This window comes from Dyella sp. 01L423, from assembly GCF_056399945.1.
Genome location: NZ_JBFTSI010000002.1, coordinates 223,240 through 241,385, shown reverse-complemented (window position 1 = coordinate 241,385; position 18,146 = coordinate 223,240). Strand labels below are relative to the sequence as shown.

General features: G+C 63.6%; 14 protein-coding genes and 1 tRNA gene. All 15 read right to left on the bottom strand.

From position 1 onward, the window contains the following. Window positions 1-169 precede the first annotated feature (169 nt). Window positions 170-2,764, bottom strand: a complete 2,595-nt coding sequence (gyrA, locus tag AC1DMY_RS07730; RefSeq protein WP_477164388.1) for a DNA gyrase subunit A — start codon at window positions 2,762-2,764, stop codon at window positions 170-172. A 137-nt stretch (window positions 2,765-2,901) separates the two neighbouring features. After that, window positions 2,902-3,312, bottom strand: a complete 411-nt coding sequence (locus tag AC1DMY_RS07725) for a GtrA family protein (RefSeq protein ID WP_477164387.1) — start codon at window positions 3,310-3,312, stop codon at window positions 2,902-2,904. Next, window positions 3,309-4,322, bottom strand: a complete 1,014-nt coding sequence (mtnA, locus tag AC1DMY_RS07720) for an S-methyl-5-thioribose-1-phosphate isomerase (protein ID WP_477164386.1) — start codon at window positions 4,320-4,322, stop codon at window positions 3,309-3,311. The genes AC1DMY_RS07725 and mtnA overlap by 4 nt, the downstream gene beginning before the upstream one ends. 61 nt (window positions 4,323-4,383) lie before the next feature. Continuing rightward, window positions 4,384-4,569, bottom strand: coding sequence for a PspC domain-containing protein (locus AC1DMY_RS07715; protein WP_121880953.1), 186 nt, complete (start codon window positions 4,567-4,569; stop codon window positions 4,384-4,386). A gap of 31 nt (window positions 4,570-4,600) precedes the next feature. Further along, window positions 4,601-5,668 carry a class III poly(R)-hydroxyalkanoic acid synthase subunit PhaC gene (gene phaC, locus AC1DMY_RS07710; protein ID WP_477164385.1) on the bottom strand — a complete coding sequence of 356 codons (1,068 nt, stop codon included), beginning with the start codon at window positions 5,666-5,668 and terminating at the stop codon, window positions 4,601-4,603. A gap of 9 nt (window positions 5,669-5,677) precedes the next feature. Further along, the gene (locus AC1DMY_RS07705; RefSeq protein WP_477164384.1) at window positions 5,678-6,739 is read right to left on the bottom strand and encodes a poly(R)-hydroxyalkanoic acid synthase subunit PhaE; all 1,062 of its coding nucleotides are present in this window, start codon (window positions 6,737-6,739) and stop codon (window positions 5,678-5,680) included. Between the two features lie 184 nt (window positions 6,740-6,923). Continuing rightward, on the bottom strand, window positions 6,924-9,029 hold the full coding sequence (gene pnp, locus AC1DMY_RS07700) for a polyribonucleotide nucleotidyltransferase (protein WP_477164383.1): 2,106 nt from the start codon (window positions 9,027-9,029) through the stop codon (window positions 6,924-6,926). Window positions 9,030-9,102: 73 nt separating this feature from the next. After that, entirely contained in the window at window positions 9,103-9,372 is a 270-nt protein-coding gene (gene rpsO, locus AC1DMY_RS07695) for a 30S ribosomal protein S15 (RefSeq protein ID WP_102304155.1), read from the bottom strand. Between the two features lie 145 nt (window positions 9,373-9,517). Next, window positions 9,518-10,465, bottom strand: coding sequence for a tRNA pseudouridine(55) synthase TruB (gene truB / locus AC1DMY_RS07690; protein WP_477164382.1), 948 nt, complete (start codon window positions 10,463-10,465; stop codon window positions 9,518-9,520). A gap of 113 nt (window positions 10,466-10,578) precedes the next feature. Beyond that, the gene (gene rbfA, locus AC1DMY_RS07685; RefSeq protein WP_477164381.1) at window positions 10,579-10,980 is read right to left on the bottom strand and encodes a 30S ribosome-binding factor RbfA; all 402 of its coding nucleotides are present in this window, start codon (window positions 10,978-10,980) and stop codon (window positions 10,579-10,581) included. 194 nt (window positions 10,981-11,174) lie between these two features. Beyond that, complete coding sequence (gene infB, locus AC1DMY_RS07680; RefSeq protein WP_477164380.1) at window positions 11,175-14,081, bottom strand: translation initiation factor IF-2; 2,907 nt, start codon at window positions 14,079-14,081, stop codon at window positions 11,175-11,177. Between the two features lie 125 nt (window positions 14,082-14,206). Next, on the bottom strand, window positions 14,207-15,712 hold the full coding sequence (nusA, locus tag AC1DMY_RS07675; protein ID WP_477164379.1) for a transcription termination factor NusA: 1,506 nt from the start codon (window positions 15,710-15,712) through the stop codon (window positions 14,207-14,209). Window positions 15,713-15,761: 49 nt separating this feature from the next. Next, complete coding sequence (locus AC1DMY_RS07670) at window positions 15,762-16,277, bottom strand: ribosome maturation factor RimP (RefSeq protein WP_477164378.1); 516 nt, start codon at window positions 16,275-16,277, stop codon at window positions 15,762-15,764. Between the two features lie 222 nt (window positions 16,278-16,499). Then, a tRNA-Met gene (locus tag AC1DMY_RS07665) sits at window positions 16,500-16,576 on the bottom strand. Between the two features lie 124 nt (window positions 16,577-16,700). Continuing rightward, window positions 16,701-18,140 carry an NADH-quinone oxidoreductase subunit NuoN gene (gene nuoN / locus AC1DMY_RS07660; protein WP_477164377.1) on the bottom strand — a complete coding sequence of 480 codons (1,440 nt, stop codon included), beginning with the start codon at window positions 18,138-18,140 and terminating at the stop codon, window positions 16,701-16,703. Window positions 18,141-18,146: the final 6 nt, after the last annotated feature.

The window sequence follows — 18,146 nt, the reverse complement described above, 5'->3', positions numbered from 1 at the left end:
TCGTCGCCTGCATTCGTTGAGCCGACCGGCTTGATGACGACGATCGCTGCAACTTGTCGATCATAAACCGTGCGCCCTTGGCGAGCCGATCTGACAAAAGGCAGAGGCTACGCAATCGCCCAAAAAAAACCCGGCCGTAGCCGGGTTTCTTTCACCGAACGAGTAACGATCACTCGCCGTCGGCAGGTGCTTCCGGAGCGGCATCGATCGGGCCTTCTTCGCCCTCGACTTCGCCGTTTTCCACTTCCGCGTCGAGGCGCACCACGCTCACCAGCTTCTCGTCGGCCGGCAGGCGGATCAACGTGACGCCCTGGGTATTGCGGCCCAGCTGCGAGACTTCCGCCACGCGGGTACGCACCAGCGTGCCCTGGTCGGAGATCAGCATCAGCTCGTGCGCTTCGCTGGCCTGGATGGCAGCGACCAGGTTGCCGTTGCGCTCGGAGCACTGGATGCCGATGACGCCCTGCGTGCCGCGGCCCTTCTTCGGGAACTCGTCAAGCGTGGTGCGCTTGCCGTAGCCACGCTGGGTGGCGGTGAGGATGTCGCCCTCGGCCGCCACGATCAGCGAAACCACTTCGGCGCCTTCGCCAAGCTTGATGCCGCGCACGCCGGTGGCCGTGCGGCCCATCGAGCGGACTTCGGATTCATCGAAGCGCACCGTCTTGCCGTTGGACGCAAACAGCAGCACATCGCTGTTGCCGCCGGTCAGCGCGACGTTGACCAGCGCATCGCCCTCATCGAGGTTGATGGCGATCTTGCCCTTCTGCAGCTGGAACGCGAACTCGGTCAGCGGCGTCTTCTTCACCGTGCCTTGCTTGGTGGCGAAGAACACGAACTGGTCTTCGGTGTATTCGCGCACCGGCAGCACCGCCTGCACCTTCTCGCCCGGACCCAGCGGCAGCAAGTTCACCATCGGCTTGCCGCGAGCGTTCGGGCCGGATTCCGGCATCTGGTACACATTGAGCCAGTACACGCGACCGGTGCTGGTGAAGGTGAGCAGCGTGTCATGGGTGTTGACCACCCACAGCTGCTCGACGAAATCCTCGTCCTTCAACGCGGAGGCCGAACGACCCTTGCCGCCACGGCGCTGCGCACGATACGTGCTGGCCGGCTGGCGCTTCACGTAACCGGTGTGCGACAGCGTGACCACCACGTCTTCCGGCGCGATCAGGTCGAGGACGTTGAGGTCTTCCTGCGAATGCTGGATTTCGGTGCGACGCTTGTCGCCGAATTCTTCCTTCACGGCTTCGAGCTCGTCGCGGATCACCGTGAGCAGGCGCGCCGGGTCTTCCAGGATTTCGATCAGACCACGAATGGTCTCCAGCACCTGGCGGTACTCGTCGGACAGCTTCTCCTGCTCCAGGCCGGTGAGGCGATGCAGGCGCATGGCGAGGATTTCCTGCGCCTGCACTTCGGACAGCTGATAACCCTCGGCCTTGAGGCCTTCGCGCGGATCCATGTCTTCCGGACGCGAGGCTTCCGCACCTGCGGCTTCCAGCAAGGTGGCGACCATGCCCGGCTGCCACTTGCGCGCCAGCATGCGCTCGCGCGCTTCGGCCGGCGACGCCGACGTGCGGATCAACTCGATCATCTCGTCGATGTTGGCCAGCGCAACCGTCAAGCCTTCGAGGATGTGCGCGCGGGCGCGAGCCTTGCGCAGATCGAAGATGGTACGGCGTGTCACCACTTCACGGCGGTGGCGGATGAAGGCCTCGAGGATGTCCTTGAGGTTCAACAGACGCGGTTGGCCGTCCAGAAGCGCGACCATGTTGATGCCGAACGTGACCTGCAGCTGCGTCTGCTGGAACAGGTTGTTGAGAACCACGTCGCCCATCGAATCGCGACGGATCTCGATGACCACGCGCATGCCGTCCTTGTCGGACTCATCGCGCAGTTCGCTGATGCCTTCGAGCTTCTTTTCCTTGACCAGCTCGGCGATCTTTTCGATCAGGCGAGCCTTGTTCACCTGATACGGCAGCTCGTGGATGATGATCGTTTCGCGGCCGTTCGACTCGGTCTCGATCTCGGCGCGCGCGCGCACCAGGATGCGGCCGCGACCGGTGCGATACGCCTCGACGATGCCCGACGAGCCGTTGATGATGCCGGCGGTCGGGAAATCCGGACCGGGGATGTAATGCATCAAATCGTCGATCGACAGCGTGGGCTCGTCGATCAGGGCGATGGTGGCCGACACCACCTCGGTGAGGTTGTGCGGCGGCACGTTGGTGGCCATGCCCACGGCGATACCGGCCGAACCGTTGATCAGCAGGTTCGGCACGCGGGTGGGCAACACCAGCGGTTCGTGTTCGCTTTCGTCGTAGTTCGGGCCGAAGTCGACGGTGTCCTTGTCGATGTCGGCGAGCAGCTCCTGCGTGAGGCGCGACATGCGCACCTCGGTGTATCGCATCGCTGCGGCGTTGTCGCCGTCGACCGAACCGAAGTTACCCTGGCCGTCGACCAGCATGTAGCGCAGCGAGAACGGCTGCGCCATGCGCACGATCGCGTCGTACACCGACGAATCGCCATGCGGATGGTATTTACCGATCACGTCACCGACCACGCGGGCCGATTTCTTATAGGGCTTGTTCCATGCATTGCCCAGTTCGTTCATGGCGAACAGAACGCGGCGATGGACCGGCTTCAGACCATCGCGGACATCGGGAAGGGCGCGTCCCACGATCACGCTCATGGCGTAATCGAGGTAGCTCTGACGCATCTCGTCTTCGATATTGACGCGAATGACTTCTTTGGCGAGTTCTGCCATCAATCGGCTTCCATGATGAAGTAGAGGGCTCCGGCGCGCTCCCCCAGGAACTAGGCGCGGGCTACCTTGAGATAACCTGTGAAGTGTACCACGTTTGACGTGGGATTCACAGTATTTTCACTATATGGATCAATGGCTTACGCGGACGTTTTGGCGCCCTTGAAAAGCATCAGGCGCGCTGTCGAAAAATTGAACACGGCAGCGACGAAGGAACCGCCTGCCGTGGCGATGGCAGGCCAGCGATGCAGCATCGGAAAGCCCATCAAAAGCGCGGCGTACGTGCCGTAATTGACCAGTGCGCCCACGCCCATCAGCGCCATCCAGTGCAGCCATTCGGAGAACAGGCCGCGCCCGCTTTCGTTGTTCTTGAAAGTCTGCCGGCGATTCCACAACCAGGTTGCCGTGGCCGCCAAGGGAATGGAAACCACGCGCGCGTAGTACGGGTTCCAGCCATTCCAGCTCACCAGGGCCTGGGCGAGGCCGGCGTCAACGATAAAGCCGATGACGCCTCCGATCGTGAAAAGGAAGAATTGCCGGGAAAGCTTCATCGACCAAACAGCGCCTGCATGGCGATCGTGGTCGGACGCTCGATCACGCCGCGTTCGGTGACGATGGCATCGATGAGGTCGGCCGGCGTCACGTCGAACACCGGGTTCCACGCATCCGCGCCTTCCACCACGGTGCGGCGGCCAGCCACCGCCAGCAGCTCGGCCGAATCGCGCAGCTCGATCTCGATGTCTTCACCGGAGGCGGTCGCCATGTCGACGGTTGACGACGGCGCCACCACCATGAACTTCACGCCGTGATGGCGAGCGGCGATGGCGAGTTGGTAGGTGCCGATCTTGTTGGCTGTGTCGCCATTGGCGGCGATGCGATCGGCGCCCACGATCACCCATTGCACGGCACCCGAGCGCATCAAATGTGAAGCAGCGGAGTCAGCAATCAATTTGGCGGGAATGCCATCGCGCACCAGCTCCCACATGGTCAGGCGCGCACCTTGCTGCCACGGTCGCGTCTCGCCCGCAAACACCTGCTCGATGCGACCGCCGGCGACGCCCGCACGGATGACGCCCAGCGCCGTGCCGAAACCGGACGTCGCCAGCGAGCCGGTATTGCAGTGCGTGAGCACGCCCGAATGCGGCGCGATCAAGGCCGCGCCCAGTTCGCCCATATGGCGATTGGCCGCGAGGTCCTCGTCCTGGATGGCCTGCGCTTCGCGCTCGAGTGCGGCTGCATCGGAGCCCGCGGCGATACGCGACTTCATCCGATCCAGCGCCCACATCAAATTGACTGCAGTCGGACGAGCGGCGCGCAACATGGCCAGCGCCGGTTCCAGCGCTTGTCCCTGCTTGGCCGCCAGCACTACGCCCCACGCCGCCGCGATGCCGATGGCCGGCGCACCGCGCACCGCCAGGTCCTTGATGGCCTGGGTCACATCGGCGGCGTTGGCGCAGTCGATCCAGCGTTCTTCCTGCGGCAGCAGGCGCTGGTCGAGCAAACGGAGATGATCACCCTGCCACTGTACGGCACGGATGCGGTCGTAACGGTCGTAATCCATAAAACACAAAACCCAGCGATGAAAACGAATGTCGGCGGCGCGCAACGCGCCAGCCGCGAGCTCAGGGGCCGTCGGGCATGACGAGCCAGAGAATCAGATAAGCCACGATGCCCGAGCCACCCAGGAAGGTGAGGACGATCCACAGCACGCGCACCAAGGTCGGATCCCAGCCGAGGTACTCGGCGATCCCGCCGCAGACGCCGGCGATCTTGCGGTCCGTCAGTGATCGATGCAGGCGCTTTTCCATGACTGTGCCCTGTGGTTGCGGTGGATGAAGCTCAGTTTCTCGTACTGAGCCACTGATGGATAGCCGGCGGCACTTCGCGCTGCGCGCGTCCCGACACATAGATGCCGATATGGCCGCCCTTGAAGGCGATCTGCGTGTAGTCGGTGCTGCCCACATGCCGCTGCAGCGCACGCGACGCATCCGGCGGCACGAGATGATCCTGCTCGGCGAAGATATTCAGCACCGGCTGGGTGATCATGCCCAGATCCACCGGCTTGCCGCCGATGATGAGGTCGCCCTTGATCAGCTTGTTCTGCTGGTAGAACTCCTTGATGAATTCGCGGAACGCCTCGCCCGCCTGGTCCGGCGAATCGAAGATCCAGCGTTCCATGCGCAGGAAGTTCTGCAGCTCTTTCGGGTTGTCGAGGATGTCGACCAGACCCACGTATTTCTGCTGATTCAAGCGTACAGGCTTGAGCGTGAGATAGACCCAGTTGAGCAGCTCGGCGGGAATATTGCCCATGGTGTCGACAAACAGATCGACGTCCATCTGCTGCGACCAGCTCGACAGCATATTGTCCGGCGTCTGGAAATCGACCGGCGTCACCATGGTGATCAGGTTCTTGACCTTCTCACCGTGCGTCGCGGCATAGCACAGCGAGAACGTGCCGCCCTGGCAGATGCCGAGCAGATTGATCGCGTCCACGCCCGCCTGCTTGCTCACGGCATCCACGCAACGGTCGAGATAACCGTTGATGTAGTCGTCGAGCCCAAGCCAGCGGTCGGCGGCGTCGGGATAGCCCCAGTCGAGCAGGTAAATATCTTCGCCCTGCTCAAGCAGGTTGCGCACCATGGAGCGATCGTCCTGCAGGTCGGTCATCCAGACGGTGTTGACCAGGGCGTAGACGATCAGCGTCGGCGTCTTCGCCGTCGGCTTGCCCTGCCCCTTCATGCGCCACACCGAGAGTTTGTCCTCGCGGTACACCAGCTCGCGCGGCGTGTTGGCGTAGTCGGGCTCAAGCTGCCGTTTGAGATGCTCCATACCCGCAGCCAGTTTGCGCTGGAAAGCGGTGATTTCGCCCATCAGCGCGGCCGGGTCCAGGCGTAGCGGTGGTTGCATAAATAATCCTTACTTGCGCGTGCGCTTGACGCCGCGCGCAACGGTCTTGCGGGCGGCCACGGCAGATGATTTCTTCGAGCCGCTGACGTCGATGCTTTCCGAGGCTCGCTTGGTGGCGCGCGACGGCGCCTTTTTCTCGACCGGCTTGACGGTCTCTTGCTTGGTCGCCAGCTGGCGCTTGAGCGCAGCCACTTCGGCGCGCAACGACGTCAATTCGTCCTCGCGCTGCGGTGAACGGCCTTCACGCAGTTCGCGACGCAGCTCATGCAGGCGCTTGCCAAGTGCGGTGACTTCGCTGCGCGTCGGCATACCCATCTCGCGGCACAAGGCATCGAGCTGTTGTTGCTGCAACTGGCGCACGCGGCCCTGTGCATTGACCATCTCGCCATAGGCATGGCGGAATTCTTCCGACAGCGCGATCTGCGCATAGGCCTCTTCGGCTGCGTCCACCCACAGATCGTAGAGCGCCTTGAGCGATTCGATCTGCTTGGGCGACTCGGCCAGCCCGGCCAGCTTGGACTGCAGGCGTTCAAAACCTTCCGTATTGGCGCGCTGGATCAGGGCCTGGTACTTGCCGGCCCATTCGGCGTAATCCTGCATGGCCGTCGCCAGCGCCTGCTGCATGCGCTGGCGTTCACGCGTATAGCCAAAGGCAGCCATATGCTCGACGTCGAACTTCATGCCGCCAAAGCTCGGCGGATTGGATTGCATCCAGCCTTGCCACATCTGGGCAAAGCTCTTGGCGGCCTCGCTGTCAATGCTGGCAAAGGCATGCGCAAACGGCTGGCCGCCCAGCGACGAAAAGAGCTGCTGCAAGGACTGCTGCCAGTCGGCCGGACCCTGCCCGAGGCCGCTGCTCGCAGCGCCCTGCAACCAGTCGCCATAGCCCTTGAGCGCGGCCATGCTGCGCGCCATCAAGTCATCGCCGGCGCCCATCGATCCGAACGGCGAGGCTCCTGCACCGAAGGGCGCCGAAGCCGTTGGCTGCTGCAGGTAGCGTGTCCAGGCTTCCCAGGATTGCTGCGCCATCGCCTGGTAGTCCTTCAGAAAGTCATTCGCCGGGTCGGCCATGCCCACGTCCTCTTCATGCTCAAGCCATCGTAGCAAAAGCATGTTGCGACGGACGCAAAAAGCGCATTAGTTCGGGCCCAAAGTCGAATGCATCGCAGCGCACCATCAGCGGGCAGTCATGCAAACCCCCAAAAGCAAAAGCCCGGCTTTCGCCGGGCTTCTGTAGGTACCTTGGATCGACGACTTAGGCGTTGGTGCCTTCGTCCTCGGTCACGGCCTTCATGGACAGGCGGATACGGCCCTGCTTGTCCACTTCGAGCACCTTGACCTTGACGATATCGCCTTCCTTCAGCTTGTCGGAGACCTTTTCCACGCGCTCGCTGGAGATCTGCGAGACGTGCACCAGGCCATCCTTGCCCGGCATGATGGTCACGAATGCGCCGAAGTCCATCAGCTTGGCAACCTTGCCTTCGTAGATGCGGCCCGGCTCGACGTCGGAGACGATCTGCTCGATGCGCGCCTTGGCGGCGTTGGCTGCTTCGCGGTTGACCGAGGCGATGATCACGGTGCCGTCATCGCTGATGTCGATGGTGGTGCCGGTCTCTTCGGTGATCGAACGGATGGTCGCGCCACCCTTGCCGATCACTTCGCGGATCTTGTCCGGATGGATCTTGATGGTGAGCAGGCGCGGGGCGAACTCGCTCATCTCGGTGCGGGCGGTGCTGATCACCTTGGCCATTTCGCCGAGGATGTGCAGACGACCACGCTTGGCCTGTTCCAGCGCCACCTTCATGATCTCTTCGGTGATGCCGTCGATCTTGATGTCCATCTGCAGCGCGGAGATGCCATCGGCGCTACCGGCCACCTTGAAGTCCATGTCGCCGAGGTGATCTTCGTCACCCAGGATGTCCGACAGCACGACGAAGTCGCTGCCTTCCTTGACCAGACCCATGGCGATACCGGCGACCGGCGACTTCAGCGGAACGCCCGCGTCCATCATGGCCAGCGACGAACCGCACACCGAAGCCATCGACGAGGAACCGTTAGATTCGGTGATTTCCGAAACCACGCGCACCACGTACGGGAACTCTTCGATGCTCGGCTTGACGGCCTGCACGCCGCGCTTGGCGAGACGGCCATGGCCGATTTCGCGACGCTTCGGCGCGCCGAAGCGACCGGCTTCACCGACCGAGAACGGCGGGAAGTTGTAATGGAACAGGAACGGATCCTTGGACTCGCCTTCCGGCGCATCGATGATCTGCGCATCGCGGGTGGTGCCCAGCGTGGTCACGACCAGCGCCTGGGTTTCGCCACGGGTGAACAGCGCCGAACCATGGGTGCGCGGCAGCACGCCGACACGGATGGTGATCGGGCGGACATCGTCCAGGTTGCGGCCGTCGATGCGGATCTTCGTCTTGAGGACGCCGTCGCGCATCGTGCGGTATTCGAGCTCGGCGAACTCCTTCGAGAGCTCCGCCTTGTCCCAGCCCTTGGCTTCGACATCGGCGGCCAGCGAGGCGAGCACGTCGCTCTTGATGGCGGCGATGGCGTCACGGCGCTGCAGCTTGTCGCGCACCTGGAAAGCAGTTTCCAGCTGGTTGCCGACGGCGCCGGTGAGGGCGGCGATCAGCGACTCGTTGCGGGCCGGGGCGGACCAGGACATGGACGGACGGGCGGCCTCGGTGGCCAGCTCGGCGATGGCGCGGACGGCCACCTGCAGCTGCTGGTGACCGAACACCACGGCGCCGAGCATCACTTCCTCGGACAGCAGCTTGGCTTCCGATTCCACCATCAGCACGGCGTTGGACGTGCCGGCGACGACCAGGTCAAGCTCGGAGGTCTTCAGCTCGGTGGCGGTCGGGTTGAGCAGGTACTTGCCGTTGGCGTAACCGACGCGGGCAGCGCCGATCGGGCCCTTGAACGGGATGCCGGCGAGGCTAAGCGCAGCGGAGGCGCCCAGCATGGCCGGGATGTCGCCGTCGACTTCCGGGTTCAGCGAGACGACCTGTGCGATGACCTGCACTTCGTTCTTGAACTCTTCCGGGAACAGCGGGCGCACCGGACGATCGATCAGACGCGAGGTCAGCGTCTCCTTCTCGGTCGGGCGGCCTTCGCGCTTGAAGAAGCCACCCGGGATACGGCCCGCGGAGTAGAACTTCTCGACGTAGTCGACGGTGAGCGGGAAGAAATCCTGCCCTTCCTTCGCCTTGGCATTGGCCACCACGGTGACCAGCACAACCGTGCCGCCCATGCTGACCATGACGGCACCCGAAGCCTGGCGGGCGATTTCGCCCGTCTCCAGTGTGACTTCGTGATTACCGAACTGGAATGACTTGGTTACTTTCGCCATTGGTTTTCCAAATTTGAAGAATGCGGCCACGGATGGCCGCTTTGATCTTTGCGTTCACGGAGGAACGCAAAAATTACCGGCGGAGGCCGAGGCGCTCGATGAGGCCCTGGTAACGAGCCAGGTCACGATCCTTCAGGTAGGCAAGCAGACGCTTGCGCTGGTTGACCAGCTTCAGCAGGCCACGGCGGGAATGGTGATCCTGCTTGTGCTCTTTGAAGTGGCCGGTGAGGTGGTCGATGCGGGCCGACAGCAGGGCGACCTGCACTTCCGGCGAACCCGTATCGTTCGGCACGCGGCCGAAGTCAGCGATGATTTTGCCGGTCTGTTCAGCGGTAAGGGACATTGGTATCTCTTCCTAAAAAAGCGGTGCGAAGCTTGCGCAACATCACATGGGTGACGTTGCGCAAGCTTCGCCTAGATGAATGAAAAGTCTGGAACAAGCTCCGTATTGTAGCGACCGGAGCCCTATGACAACAAGACCGTCATAGTCAGTGCTTATGTTTGCCATCTGGGGGCAGGTTAAAACCCCGCACAATGCACAGTTTTCCGCCCACCGCCTCGCTCAGGGCGAGCAGGCGACCGTCGTCGGCGAATACGGCATGCCGGCCGGTCAGGTCCGGATCCACCGGAATCTGCTGGCCCTGTGAGACAGCCAGGCTGCGCTCGGCGTCCAGGTGCATGGCGGGCAGATCGGCCAGGGCGGCGGAGACCGGGAGCAAGAGCGGCAGCAGCGCATCGTCGCCCTGCTCCAGCGCCGCCTGCAGCTGGTCCACCGTCACCATGGCCGGCTCCCGGAACGGCTCGACCCATAGCCGGCGCAGCGCCGTCAGATGGGCGCCGCAGCCCAGATCCTCGCCCAGATCGACGGCGAGACTGCGCACATAGGTGCCCGAACCACATTCCACGTACAGCGTGAGGCTGTCATCCGTGCGCGACACCACGTCAAGCCGGTAGACCTCTACCTCGCGCGAAGGCACATCCACGGCTTCGCCGCGCCGCGCCTTCACATACAGCGGTTCGCCATCGAGCTTGATGGCGGAATAAATGGGCGGCACCTGGGTGATGCGCCCGCGCAGCTTGGCCAGCGAGGCCTCGATGGCGGCGTCGGTGAGCGCGGGCACGGGCCGCTCCAGCACGATCTCGCCTTCAAGATCCGCGGTGGAAGTGGTGGCGCCCAGGCGGCACTGCGCCAGATAGGCCTTGCGCGAGCCCAGCAGCATGCCGGCCAGCTTGGTCGCCTCGCCGAAGCACAGCGGCAGCAGGCCGGTGGCCAGCGGATCGAGCGCGCCGGTGTGGCCGCCCTTCTCTGCCCGGAAAATGCCTTTGCGAACCACCTGCAGGGCCGCGTTGGAGCTCAGCTCCAGTGGCTTGTCCAACAGCACGATGCCGTGCAGGTCGCGAAAACGAATCTTGCGCTTCATGGGAGTTTTACTCATGGAGCTTGTTCAAAATCTGCATTGAGCTGCCTACACCCTCACCGTCATTCCGGCGAAAGCCGGAATGACGGTGAGGGGGAGACGAATGTCGAGGCTAGATTCGAAACCGACGCTCAGCCCTTTTCACTTTCGCCTTCGCCCTCGCCTTCCTCATCCGCAGCCGGCATGCGTGCAGCTTCCTGACGCAGCAGGCTCTCGATGCGCTCGCCCTTGTCCACCGAGTCGTCGTACTTGAAGCGCAATTCCGGCACGCGACGCAGGCGCATCGTGCGGGACAGCTCGCGGCGGAATTCCACCGCCAGCTCCTTCAGAGCCTTCATGGCTTCAAGGGAACGCTCCGGCTGCAAGGCCGTGATCCACACCGTGGCCCAATCCAGATCGCGGGTGACTTCCACGTCCGACACGCTCATCAGCGGCAGGCCGTGATCGCGCACGGCGGCATGGACCAGCAGGCCCAGCTCGCGGCGCAGCTCGGCGCCGACGCGGTCGGTACGCTTGAAATCGCGTGAAGGCATGACGCACTCCTAGGTTTTTGCGTTCATCCTTGAACGCGAGGATCAAAAAGCGGCCATCCATGGCTGCACTCATCAATGTAAGGCCCGCTCGGCATGGCGGGTCCTGAAAAACGAAGCGAGCGATGTGGTCATCCACACCGCCCGCCTGGAAACCACCACTGCAAGTGTCGGCCCGACCTGCGGGCCGTCCACTGTTACAGCGTGCGGGCAACCTCGATACGCTCGAAGCATTCGATCTGGTCGCCGACCTTGACGTCGTTGTACTGCTTCACGGCGATACCGCATTCCATGCCGTTGCGCACTTCGTCGACCAGGTCCTTGAAGCGACGCAGCGATTCCAGTTCGCCCTGGAAGACCACGGTGTTGTCGCGCAACACGCGGATCGGCTTGCTGCGCTTGACCGTGCCTTCGATGACCATGCAACCGGCCACTGCGCCGAACTTGGAGCTGCGGAACACGTCACGCACCTGCGCGATGCCGATGATCTCTTCGCGAATTTCCTTGCCCAGCAGACCCGAAGCGGCCTGCTTCACCTGGTCGATCACGTCATAGATGATCGAGAAGTAGCGGACATCGAGGCCCGACGTATCGATCACCTTGCGGGCCGACGCATCGGCACGCACGTTGAAGCCGATCACCAGCGCCTTGGAGGCGGCGGCGAGCGTGGCGTCGGACTCGGTGATGCCACCGACGCCAGCGGCGATCACGTTGACCTTCACGTTCTCGTTGCCGATCTGGCTGAGCGATTCGCGCAGCGCCTGCACCGAACCCTGCACGTCGGCCTTGACCAGGATGTTGAGCGTCTGCTGCTCGGCACCCTGGGCCATCTGGGCCATGATGTCCTCAAGGCGGTTGGCCTTGCTGACCATGCGCGTTTCGCGACGCTTGAGCTGACGCTCGGCGGCCACTTCACGGGCGAGGCGTTCGTCGGCCACCACCACGAAGTCGTCACCGGCTTCCGGTACGCCGGACAGACCCAGCACCTGCACCGGAATCGACGGACCGGCTTCCTGCACGGTCTTGCCAGCTTCGTCGATCAGCGCACGCATGCGGCCGTACTCGATACCGCAGACGACGAAGTCGCCGCGCTTGAGCGTGCCCTGCTGCACCAGCACCGTCGCCACCGGGCCGCGACCGCGGTCCAGGCTGGATTCGATCACCACGCCGGAGGCGGGGCCATCTTCCACGGCGGTCAGCTCCATCACTTCGGCCTGCACCGAAATGGCGTCGAGCAGGTCGTCGATGCCCATGCCGGTCTTGGCCGAGACGGCCACGAACGGCGTGTCGCCACCCCACTCTTCCGGAATCACTTCCAGATTGCCGAGGCCCTGCTTGACGTGGTCCGGATTGGCGTCGGACTTGTCCATCTTGTTGAGCGCCACGATCAGCGGCACCTTGGCGGCGCGTGCATGCTGCACGGCTTCGGCCGTCTGCGGCATGACGCCGTCGTCGGCAGCCACGACCAGCACCACGATATCGGTGGACTGGGCGCCGCGGGCGCGCATCGACGTAAACGCCGCATGACCCGGGGTGTCGAGGAAGGTGATCACGCCCTTGGGCGTTTCCACGTGGTACGCGCCGATGTGCTGGGTGATGCCACCGGCTTCGCCCGAGGCCACCTTGGTGCGGCGGATGTAATCGAGCAGCGAGGTCTTGCCGTGGTCGACGTGGCCCATGATGGTGACCACCGGCGGACGCGGCTTCTTCTCGCCCTCGAGCTCGGCGTTCTGCGTGTGCGCAGCCAGCGCGGCTTCGGCGTTGTTCTCGCTTGCCGCCACCGGGGTGTGGCCCAGCTCTTCGACCACCAGCACCGCGGTGTCATGGTCGATGGTCTGGTTGATGGTGGCCATCACGCCCATCTTGAAGAGGGCCTTGACCACTTCCGAACCCTTGACCGCCATCTTGTTGGCCAGATCGGCCACCACGTTGTGGTCGCCGATCACGACCTCGCGCACGACGGCGGCGGTCGGACGGGTAAAGCCATGCGGGCCGCTGGAGGACGGGCTGCTATACCGCGAGGTATCGCGGCTCGGGCCACGGCCGGACTTGCCGCCACGCTTGTTGTTGCTGGAGCGGCGCGCACGGTCGGCGTCGCTCAGGTGCATCTCGCCTGCCGCAAAGCGCTTGCCACCAGGGCCTTCCTCGCGCTCGCGGGCATAACGGGTCTTGTTGCCGCTGCCAGCCGGCGCTGCCGCGGCACCTGGGGCGCCTGCAGCACCCGGGGCGCTGCCTGGGGTGCGAGCTGCACCTGGCGTGCGCGCTGCCGCTGCGGCGGGCGCTGCCGCCGGGGCGGCGGCGGGAGCCGGGGCGGCCGGAGGCGGCACCACCACGACGACTTTCTTCTCGCGACGACGCGGCTCGTGGATGGTCGGCACAATCATGCCGAGCGAGCTGTGATCGATGCGCTGCACCGCCTGCTCGACCGGGGCCTGCTTTTCGGCAACGTCGGCGCTGACCGGCTCGGCCGCCACAGGCGCGGACTCGCCGCGTGCGGGTGCCGAGACGGCATCGGCTGCCACCTGGCGCTCCAGCTGTTCCCTGGCGTGCGCAGCGGCCTCAGCCTCGGCTTGCTGGCGACGCTGTTCTTCTTCGGCCTCGCGCTGGCGCTGAGCTTCTTCGGCGCGCTGCTGGGCTTCTTCCTGGCGGCGGCGATCCGCATCCAGGCGCTCGGTTTCTTCGTGGTCGCGCTGCGTCTGAGATTCCTGCAGCTTGCGCACGGCGTCTTCGCGCTCGACGTCATTGCCCGCTTCTTCGGCGATGACGCTGCGCTTGACGTAGGTGCGCTTGGCGCGCACTTCGACGTTCACCGTCTTGGCGCTGGCAGCAGCACCGCGGCCGCCCGGCGTGGCGACTTTGAGCTCGCTGACCTTGCGACGCTTGAGGGTGATCTGGCGGGGCGAGCTGTCGTCCGCTTCCGCGGGACTGATCTCGGTTTTGCCATGGGTACGGCGCAGGAAGCCCAACAGCTTCACCTTTTCGGTGCTGCTGATGATCTGCTCCGGATCGGAGAATTTCATGCCAGCTTCGCCCAGCTGCCCAAGCAGCCTGTCCACCGGCATGCCAAGTACCTTGGCAAGTTGTTTGATCGTTACGTCCGACATCGTGTTCTTTCTCCGCCGTTCCCGCGCTTAACGTCCGTGCGGCTTCGCCTGCACAGCCAACCCATCCCTGGTGGAGGCATCTCAGCCCTCCTCGGTGCGCTCTTCCAGAGCGCTACCGCCCGCGGTTAGCCACCTTTCTCCAGACGAGCGATCATCGGCGCACGTGCTGCCATGATCAGCGCCGCAGCGCGTTCCTCGTCCATGCCATCGATATCGATCAGGTCATCAACCGCGAGGTCGGCCAGATCGTCCACCGAGACCACTTCACGCGAAGCCAGCGCAAACGCGGTGGCTTCGTCCATGCCCGGCAGGTGCAGGAGTTCATCAGACGGCTGATGCTCGTCGATGCCCTCTTCCACCGCCAGTGCTTCGGTGAGCAGCGCGTCGCGGGCGCGGGCGCGGAGCTCTTCAACAATGTCTTCGTCGAAACCTTCCACGGCCAGCAGCTCGGCGCTCGGCACGTAGGCGATTTCTTCGACGCTGGAGAAGCCTTCCTGCACGAGGATGTTGGCGATCTCCTGGTCCACTTCCAGCTTTTCCATGAACAGCTGGCGTGCGGATTCCTGCTCGGCCTCGCTCTTGGCGGCGACCTGGTCCTGCGTCATCACGTTGAGCTGCCAGCCGGTGAGCTTGCTGGCGAGGCGCACGTTCTGGCCACCGCGACCGATCGCCTGGGACAGCTTGTCCTCGGCCACGGCGATGTCCATCGAGTGCTTCTCTTCGTCCATGATAATGGACTGCACTTCGGCCGGCGCCATCGCATTGATGACGTACTGGGCCTGATTTTCATGCCACAGGATGATGTCCACGCGCTCGCCATTGAGCTCGTTGGACACGGCCTGCACGCGCGAACCGCGCATGCCGATGCAGGCCCCGATGGGATCGGTGCGGGTATCGTGCGCGACCACGGCGATCTTGGCGCGGTCGCCCGGATCGCGGGCGCAGCCCTTGATCTCGACCAGGCCCTGGCCCACTTCAGGCACTTCGAGCTTGAACAGCTCGATCATGAATTCCGGTGCGGCGCGCGACACGAACAGCTGCGGGCCGCGGGCTTCCGAACGTACTTCGTAGAGGTAACCGCGCACGCGGTCGCCGACACGGGCCGACTCGCGCGGAATGGTACGGTCGCGCGGGATGAAGGCCTCGGCATTGCTGCCCAGGTCCAGATAGACGTTGCCGCGCTCGACGCGCTTGACGATGCCGGTGACCAGCTCGCCCACGCGTTCGCGGAAAGCATCGACCACCTGCATGCGCTCGGCTTCGCGTACGCGCTGCACGATCACCTGCTTGGCGGCCTGGGCGGCGATGCGGCCGAATTCGGCGTTCTCGACCTGCTGCTCGATGTATTCGCCGACCTCGGCGCCTTCGCGCTCGTCGACGGCGTCCATCAGGCGCACCTGGTGGTACGGCGATTCCATTTCACCGTCGTCGGCGATGATTTCCCAGCGACGGAACGTTTCGTAATCGCCGGAGTGGCGATCGATGACCACGCGCACGTCCGGATCTTCATCCGGATAGCGCTTTTTGGCGGCGGACGCGAGTGCCGCTTCCATGGCCTGGAAAATCACTTCACGCGGCACGCCTTTTTCATTGGCAACCGCGTCAACCACCAGCAAAAGTTCTTTGCTCATTGCAGCAACTCCGTAGACGCCGCCGGCGCCCCATCGGTTTTAAGTTGATTTACTTCGCGGCCTTCTTGCCCGGGGCTTTACCCGGCTTGGGCTGCGGCACATAACCGAGCGCCACCCAGTCGGGCACCACACGCGCGCTTTCCACCGCGTCATGGTCGAACTCGAAGGTCTTGCCTTCGGCTTCCAGCGAGATCCGCTCGCCTTCGACCGAGATCACCTTGCCGCGCAAGCGGCGACGTCCTTCCATGGGCGCCTTGAGCAAAATCTTCACTTCCGCACCCGCCACCTTGGCGAACTGCGCCGCGGTGAACAGCGGGCGATCGATGCCGGGCGAGGACACTTCCAACACGTAGTTACCCGGGATCGGATCTTCCACATCGAGCAAGGCCGACAGTTCGCGACTGGCCGCCTCGCAATCTTCGACGTTGATCTCGCGGCCTTCAATATCGAGGAAGACACGCAGGGTACTCTGCCCCTGCGACGGGTTGAACTCCACGCCGATGCATTCCAGGCCCAGATCGGCCAGAACTTCCGTAAAGCGTTGAGCCAGTGCCTGCGTATCCATGATTGCCCTACCGTTACCGATCGTCAGAAACAAAAAATGGGCTCAAGCGGCCCATTCCATGCTCTTGAATAAGAGCGTCTCGCCGATGTCCCGACCCATCCAGACTCTTTCGGGGCACCTTGGGCGCAGCCAGCATCTAAGCGGCTTGTGACGCACGTGCGACGCTTCCTTGCGCCCAACAAAAAAGCCTCACGAGGAGGCTTTCTTGTTCTAAGAAAGATCTGGTAGCGGGGGTAGGATTCGAACCTACGACCTTCGGGTTATGAGCCCGACGAGCTGCCAGACTGCTCCACCCCGCATCAGAGTCCGCAAAGATTAGCGAGATGGCCGAATTCTTGCAAGCCTTTTCGCTAACTAATTTCACTTCATCGACAAGAAAGCGTCACGGAGATGCGGCCGTGGCGCTCCAAAATCAAGCAAGCATCAACCGACGAAAACGCTCTGGCACCAGCCGAACAGCGGACCCCAGACGATGCCAAGCACCAGCAGCGCCAGCACATTCAACGACAGTACCAGGCGTACCGAGACATCCTTCTGCAGGTGCACTTCGGTGCCCTCCACCGGCTTGTCGAAGTACATCACCTTGACCACGCGCAGGTAGTAGTAGAGGCCGATGATGGCGAACACGGCGCCGACCAGGGCCAGCCACAGGTACCCGGCGTGGATGGCCGCCTGGAACACCAGCAGCTTGCCGAAGAAGCCGAACAGCGGCGGCACGCCGGCCAGCGAGAACATCACCAGCATCATCAGGAACGCCGCCCACGGCGAGCGCTGATTGAGGCCCTTGAGATCGTCGATCTCTTCGCACTCGAAACCGGCGCGCGCCAGCGCCAGGATCATGCCGAACGCTGCGGCGCTGGTGATCGCGTAGCTGATCGCATAGAACAGCGACGCGGCATAGCCTTCCGGACCGGCATTGACCAGGCCGACCAGCAGATAACCCATGTGCGAGATGGTCGAATAGGCCAGCAAGCGCTTGAGGTTGGTCTGCACGATGGCGACGATGTTGCCGATCGCCAGCGACAGCACGGCCAGGCACGCCAGCATGAGCTGCCAGTGCTGGGACAGGTCGCCCAGGCCCGAGGCCAGCAAGCGGTAGGCCATGCCGAACGCAGCCAGCTTCTGCGCGGAACCAATGAAGACCGTCACTGCCGTCGGCGAACCCTGGTACACGTCCGGGATCCACATATGGAACGGCGCGGCGCCGAGCTTGAAGCCGATGCCCACGATCATGAAGATCAGGCCGAACACCAGCAGATGCGGCATGCCCGTCTGACCGGCGGCCATGTGCAGGCGCGCGAGGTCGAGCGTGCCGGTGGCGCCGTAGACCATCGACATGCCGTACAGCAGCATGCCCGAGGCCAGCGCACCCAGCACGAAGTACTTGATGGCCGCTTCGGACGACAGGCGCGAATCACGGTTGAGGGCGACCAGCGCGTACGAGGACAGCGTCAGCAGTTCCAGACCCAGGTACACCATGATCAGGTTGCCGGCGGACACCAGCAGCATGATGCCGATCACCGCGAAGATGGTCAGCGTGTAGAACTCGCCCACGAACAGCTTGCGGTCCTGCAGATAGGGCTTCGCGTAGACAAACACCAGCACCGTGGTGAGCAAGGAGAAGACCTTGAGGATCTCCGAGACACCGTCGCGGATGAACATCCCGTTGAACGCGGTGACCGTCTGGCTGGGCTGGCCGGCAACGACCAGGTAGATGGCCACCAGCAGGACGGCGATCGACAGCCAGTGCAGCACCGGGCGCTGCTCGGGCTTCATGAAGGCATCCAGCAACAGCAGCAAGCACGCTGCCGCCACCAGATAGAACTCCGGCAACAGGATCAGTATGTCATTGAAATTCGGCATGATCAG